Origin of the sequence: Nocardia araoensis NBRC 100135 (assembly GCF_000308435.1) — a bacterium.
Taxonomy (GTDB): Bacteria; Actinomycetota; Actinomycetes; order Mycobacteriales; family Mycobacteriaceae; genus Nocardia; species Nocardia araoensis.
The window spans coordinates 1-6,380 of record NZ_BAFR01000027.1; the positions used below are offsets into that span (position 1 = coordinate 1).

Annotated in this window: 2 protein-coding genes; both read left to right on the forward strand. The window is 69.7% G+C overall.

What is annotated here, in order from left to right; all coding sequences use genetic code 11:
* On the forward strand, window positions 1-1,292 hold a 1,292-nt coding region (locus tag ON21_RS03835; protein WP_051020302.1), incomplete at its 5' end, for a thioesterase domain-containing protein.
* A 278-nt stretch (window positions 1,293-1,570) separates the two neighbouring features.
* Window positions 1,571-6,380, forward strand: a 4,810-nt coding sequence (locus ON21_RS03840; RefSeq protein WP_039795362.1) for a non-ribosomal peptide synthetase, incomplete at its 3' end; no start/stop codon positions are given.

Below are 6,380 nucleotides of genomic sequence, written 5' to 3' on the forward strand. Positions count from 1 at the left end.
CCTGCCCGGGGGTCGGGCAGGCGGTCGCGGTCGTCCGCGCCGACGAGCACGCCGGGGAACGGCTGATCGGCTACGTCGTGGCCGACCCCGGCGCGAGCATCGACCCCACCGCGATCCGCACACAGCTCTCGGAGTTCCTGACCGGGTACATGGTGCCCGACGCCGTGGTCGTCCTCGACGTCTTGCCGCTGACCCCCAACGGCAAACTCGACCGCCGCGCGCTGCCCGCGCCGGAGATCGTCAGCGCGGTCGACTACCGCGCGCCACAGACGGTCACCGAGCGAACCGTGGCCGCCGTGTTCGCCGAACTGCTCGGCGCCGACCGCGTCGGCCTGGACGACGACTTCTTCGCGTTGGGCGGTAACTCGCTGCTCGCGGCGCAGGTCGCCGGACGGCTGCGGGACGCGACCGGAGCGACGGTGCAGGTGCAGTGGTTCTTCACCGACGCCACGGTGGCGGGCTTGGCGGCGCGCATCGACGCGGGGGACGCCGACGCCACCGCCGCGCTGGACGTGCTGCTGCCCATCCGGGCGAGCGGATCGGCGGCCCCGCTGTTCTGCCTGCATCCGATGTACGGCTTGGCCTGGTCCTACGCGGGCCTGGCCCAGTTCCTGCCCGCCGAGCAGCCGATCTTCGGCCTGCAATCGCCCGCGCTGTCGGAGGACGGCGAACTGCCCGGTTCGCTGGACGAGCTGGCCGAGCGCTATCTGTCCGAGATCAGGGCGGTACAGCCGCAGGGACCGTACCGGTTGCTCGGCTGGTCTCTCGGCGGCGTGCTCGCCCATGCCATCGCGACCAGGTTGCAGGACGCGGGCGAGCAGGTGGAGTTGCTGGCCATGATGGACAGCCATCCGAACCCGGACGTGATCGGCTTCCGCGCGGCGGTACGCGGGGCCTTGGCCGAACTCGGTCTCGGCACAGTGGCCGCCGCGGATGGCGACGTCTACGACCTCGACGACGAGTCGTTGGCCGCGCTGCACGCGATGATCCCGGCCGATCTGGTCGCGGTGACTCCCGAGCGGCTGCGCCGGATCTACCGCAGCGCGGTCCGCTCGGCGGAGCTGATCGCAGAGCATCGGCCCGGGGTCTTCCGCGGCACCGTGCAGTACTTCAGCGCGGCGGTCGCCGACCCCACCGACGAGTTGCGCGCCGCGGCGGCCGACTGGTGGCCGTACGTCCGAGGCATGGTCGTCGACCGGCCGGTCGAGGTCGTGCACGCTCGGATGGCCACACCGGAGGCGCTGGCGGTGATCGGTCCGCAGCTGGCCGCCCTGCTGGACGCTCGCCGTTGACCGTCCCTGCCGACGTCGCGACCCCAATCGCGCGTCGGCAGGGAATAATCAACCGCGGCACTCGTCACACGTGTCCGTTTTCGACCCGAAACGCAGGGTCGGGGCTGGTCACGGGCGGCGTGCGCCGGCGGTTCGGTAACGATCGACCTGCGCGCGTTCGATGATCCCAGGACGGGGAGCATGGTGACGCGCGTGTGGCGACGATAGACAGGGTGAGGCAGCACGATGGTTCGGGCGGTCGGGCAGCGGTGTGACGAGACTGCGGAAGCGGTGCGCGTATGACCCGCCCGGCGCGCGTGCGCCCGACCCGGACCCGCCGCCCCCGGGTCACCACCCTGCCGCAGTTGATGGCCACCGCCGTCGAGGCCAACCCGAGCGGCGCGGCCGTCGTGTTCGCCGACGCGACCGCCACGCTGGCCGAGCTGAGCTATGCCGAGCTGGACGAATGGTCCACGCGTTTGGCGCGTCTGCTGATCGATCGGGGGGTTGGTCCGGAGGATCTGGTCGCGGTCGGTGTTCCGCGTTCGGTGGAGTCGGTGGTCGCGGTGTGGGCGGTGGCCAAGACCGGTGCGGGGTTCGTGCCGGTGGATCCGAACTATCCGGCCGATCGGGTCGAGCACATGGTGCGGGACTCCGGCGCGGTCTTCGGGCTGACCGTCGAGGAACTCCGCGGTGACCTACCGGACCAGGTCGAGTGGCTGGCCATCGATACCGCGGACTGCGCCCGGCGACTAGAGGAGTTCCCGGCCGATCCGGTGACCTACACCGATCGGGTGCGTCCGCTGCGTGCGGAGCATCCCGCCTACGTCATCTACACCTCCGGCTCCACGGGCAAGCCGAAGGGCGTGGTCGTCACCCAGGCCGGGTTGGCGGGTTTCTGTGCCGAGCAGCGTGATCGGTATCGGGTGACGAGCGCGTCGCGGACGTTGCATTTCGCGTCGCCGTCGTTCGACGCGTCGGTGCTGGAGTTGCTGCTCGCGCTCGGCGGCGCGGCCACCATGGTCGTCGCTTCTCCCACGGTGTTCGGCGGCGAGGAATTCGCGTCCCTGGTGCGGCGGGAGGCCGTGACCCACGCGTTCGTCACGCCCGCCGCGCTGGCGTCGGTGGATCCGGCGGGGCTGGACGAGTTGCGCGTGGTGGTGGCCGGTGGCGAGGCGTGTCCGCCGGAACTGGTGCGCCGCTGGGTGCTACCGGTGTCGGGTGGGCGCACCCGCGAATTCTTCAACGGGTACGGCCCGACCGAGACCACGATCATGACGAACATCAGCTCGCCGCTGGTGCCCGGGGAGCCGGTGACGATCGGCGCGCCGATCCGGGCCGTCACGGAATACGTGCTGGACGAGCGCTTGGTCCCGGTTCCGAGCGGTGTGGCCGGGGAGCTGTACATCGCCGGTGCGCAACTGGCCCGCGGCTACCACGAACGGCGCGGGCTGACCGCGTCCCGCTTCGTGGCGAACCCGTTCGACGCCCATGGTTCGCGCCTCTATCGCACCGGTGATCTGGTGCGCTGGACGCCGAGTGGTGAGTTGGAGTATCTGGGTCGCAACGATTTCCAGGTGAAGATTCGCGGTTTCCGTATCGAGTTGGGTGAGATCGATGCGGTGCTGGCGGCGCACGAGACGGTGGATTTCGCGGTCACCGTCGGGCACGAATTGGACAGCGGCGCGACCATCCTCGTCTCCTACGTGCACGCCACACCCGGTATGGACGCCGACGCGGCCGAACTGGCAGGCTTCGCCGAGCAGAGCCTGCCCGCGCACATGGTGCCGACGGTCGTCATGGTGCTGGACGAGATCCCCCTGACCCCGGTGGGCAAATTGGACCGCGCGGCGCTGCCCGCGCCGCGGTTGCGGACCAAGGTGTTCCGCGCGCCGGTCGGCCCGCTCGAAGAGCTGGTCGGCGAGGTGTTCGCCGAACTGCTCGGCCCCGGCGCGCCGGTCGGCGCGGACGACGATTTCTTCGAGCTGGGCGGCAACTCGCTGATCGCGACGCAGGCCGCGGCCCGGCTGGGAGCCGCCATCGCGGCGCGAGTGCCCGCCCGGCTGATCTTCGAGAGCCCGACCGTCGCGGCGCTCGCCGCGCGGCTGGAGCCGTTGAAGGGAGCGGGTGACCGGCGCGCGTTGGTGGCGGTGGAGCGTCCGGAGCGAGTGCCGTTGTCGCCCGCGCAGCGGCGGATGTGGTTTTTGAATCAGTTCGATACCGGTTCCGCGGCGAACAATATTCCGTTCGCGGTGCGGTTGTCGGGTGTGTTGGATGTGGCGGCGTTGCAGGCGGCGGTCGCGGATGTGGTCGGGCGTCATGAGACGTTGCGGACGGTGTATCCGGCGGTGGACGGTACGGGTTATCAGGTCGTGCTGCCCGTCGCGCAGGCCGTTCCCGACCTCGCGCCGAAGCCCGTCGCCGAGCACGAGCTGCCGGACTGGCTGCGCGGGTTGGCGTCGACCGGCTTCGATGTCGCGGCGGAAGTGCCGCTGCGCATCGCGCTGGCCGAGATCGGCCCTCGAGACCATGTGGTCGTGGTGGTGGTCCATCACATCGCCGCCGACGGCGCTTCGGTCGCGCCGTTCCTGCGGGACCTGCTCGGCGCGTTCCTGTCCCGGCGCAACGGGGCGCGTCCGTCCTGGGAACCGCTACCGGTGCAGTACGCGGACTACACGCTGTGGCAGCGCGAGATGCTCGGCGAGGAGAACGACCCGGATTCGGTGGCCGCGGCACAGATCGCCTACTGGCGTAGCGCTCTGGCGGGCATCCCGGACCGGATCGACCTACCTTCGGACCGCCCGCGCCCGCCCGTCGCCTCTGGTCGGGGCGCGGAGTACACCTTCGTGGTGGACGCCTCGGTGCACCGAGGACTCGCCGAGCTGGCCCACAGCGCGGGCGCCTCGGAGTTCATGGTGGTGCACAGCGCGCTCGCGGTGCTGCTCGCCCGGCTCACCGGCACCGATGACATCACCATCGGCACGCCGGTGGCGGGCCGCGGCGAGCGGGAACTCGATCCGCTGATCGGCATGTTCGTCAACACGCTGGTGCTGCGCACCCGGATCGATCTCGGCGCGTCGTTCCGTGCCCTGCTCGACCGGACGAGGGAAACGGATCTCGGCGCGTTCTCGCATGCCGAGTTGCCGTTCGAGCGATTGGTCGAGGTGCTGGATCCGGTGCGCTCGCAGGCGCATCATCCGCTGTTCCAGGTGGCGCTGTTCTACCAGAACCTGAACAGGCCCGAGATAGATCTGCCCGGGCTGTCCGCTCGGGTGGTCGAGTTCGACAGCACTGTCGCGAAATTCGATCTGCAACTGACCGTGGTGCCCAACGCGGAAGGGGAAACCGCGGGGTTCACGGCGATGTTCACCTACGCCACCGATCTGTTCGACGAGCGGACGATCGCCGAGTTCGCCTGGCGGCTGGACCGGCTGCTGACCGTCGCCGCCGCGGAGCCGGATCGGCCGATCGGCGCGATCGATCTGCTCGATCCCGTCGAGCGCGAACGCATCCTGCTCGAGTGGAACAGCACCCGGTACCCGGTCCCCACCGAGTTGCTGCTGGACGGCTACCGGCGGGCCGCGGAGGCGTACGCGGACGAAGTGGCCCTGGTGTACGAGGGCGCTGAGCTGACTTATCGTGAGTTCGATGGGCGGGTGAATCGTCTTGCGCGTTTGTTGATTTCGCAGGGTGTGGGTGCGGAGTCGTTGGTGGGGTTGGCGGTTCGGCGGTCGTTGGATCTTGTGGTGGGGATGTATGCGGTGGTGGCGGCGGGTGGGGCGTATGTGCCGTTGGATCCGGATCATCCGGCCGAACGCATCGCGCACATCCTCGAAACGGCGCAGCCGGTCTGCGTGCTCACGACCTCCGCCGACGCGGTCGACGTGCCGGAAGGCACCGCGGTGCTGTTACTGGACGCCTTGGATCCGAACCGGTTCGACGACAGCCCGATTCGCGCGGAAGAACTGCTGCGTCCGGTGTCGCCGCAGCATCCGGCGTACGTGATCTTCACTTCGGGGTCGACCGGCAGGCCCAAGGGCGTGGCGATCTCGCACTTCGCGATCCAGAACCAGATCAGCTGGATGCTCGCGGCGTATCCGCTCGACGCCGACGACGTGTACCTACAGAAGACGGCGACCACGTTCGACGTCTCCCTGTGGGGCTATTTCCTGCCGCTGCGGGTGGGCGCGAAGCTCGTCGTCGCCGCCCACGACGGGCACCGTGATCCGGTGTACGTCGCGGAAACAATTGCGGCGCAGGGCGTGACGGTGACCGACTTCGTACCGTCCATGCTCGCGGTCTTCGCCGCGCACACCGCGGCAGGGTCGTGCCCCACCTTGCGCGACATCTTCGTGATCGGCGAGGCGCTGCCGCCGGAGACCGTCGCCGCGGTGCGTGCGGTGAGCGACGCCGCGGTGCACAACTTGTACGGCCCGACCGAAGCGGCGGTGTCGGTGACCTACTGGCCCGCGACCGCGGCGGACGAGCGTTCCGTGCCGATCGGCGTGCCGCAGTGGAACACTCAGGTCTACGTGCTGGACTCTTGGTTGCAACCGGTGCCGACCGGTGTGCCCGGCGAGCTGTACCTCGCGGGTGATCAGCTGGCCCGCGGTTATGTGCGGCGTCCCGATCTCACCGCCGACCGGTTCGTGGCCAACCCGTTCGGCAACGGCGAGCGGATGTACCGCACCGGCGACCTGGTGGTCTGGCGCGCCCCGACCGAAGTGCTGCCGCATCGGCTGGACTATCTCGGCCGGACCGATTTCCAGGTGAAGTTCCGCGGTCAGCGGATCGAGCTGGGCGAGATCGAGACGGCGCTGCTGGCGCAGCCTTCGGTGAGCCAGGCGGTGGCCGTTGTCGCGCCTTCCTCGTTGGGTGACCAATTGGTCGCCTACGCGGTCCCGGCGCCCGGGCAGTCGATCGAACAGGGTGCATTGCTCGCGGCGATCGGTGAAACGCTTCCCGCGTACATGGTTCCGGCCGCCATTGTCGCGCTGGACGCGTTCCCACTGAACGCCAGCGGCAAGCTCGATCGCAAGGCGCTTCCCGAACCCGCTTTCGTCGCAAGGGAATTCCGTGCGCCCGCGACGGCGGTCGAGGAGATCGTGG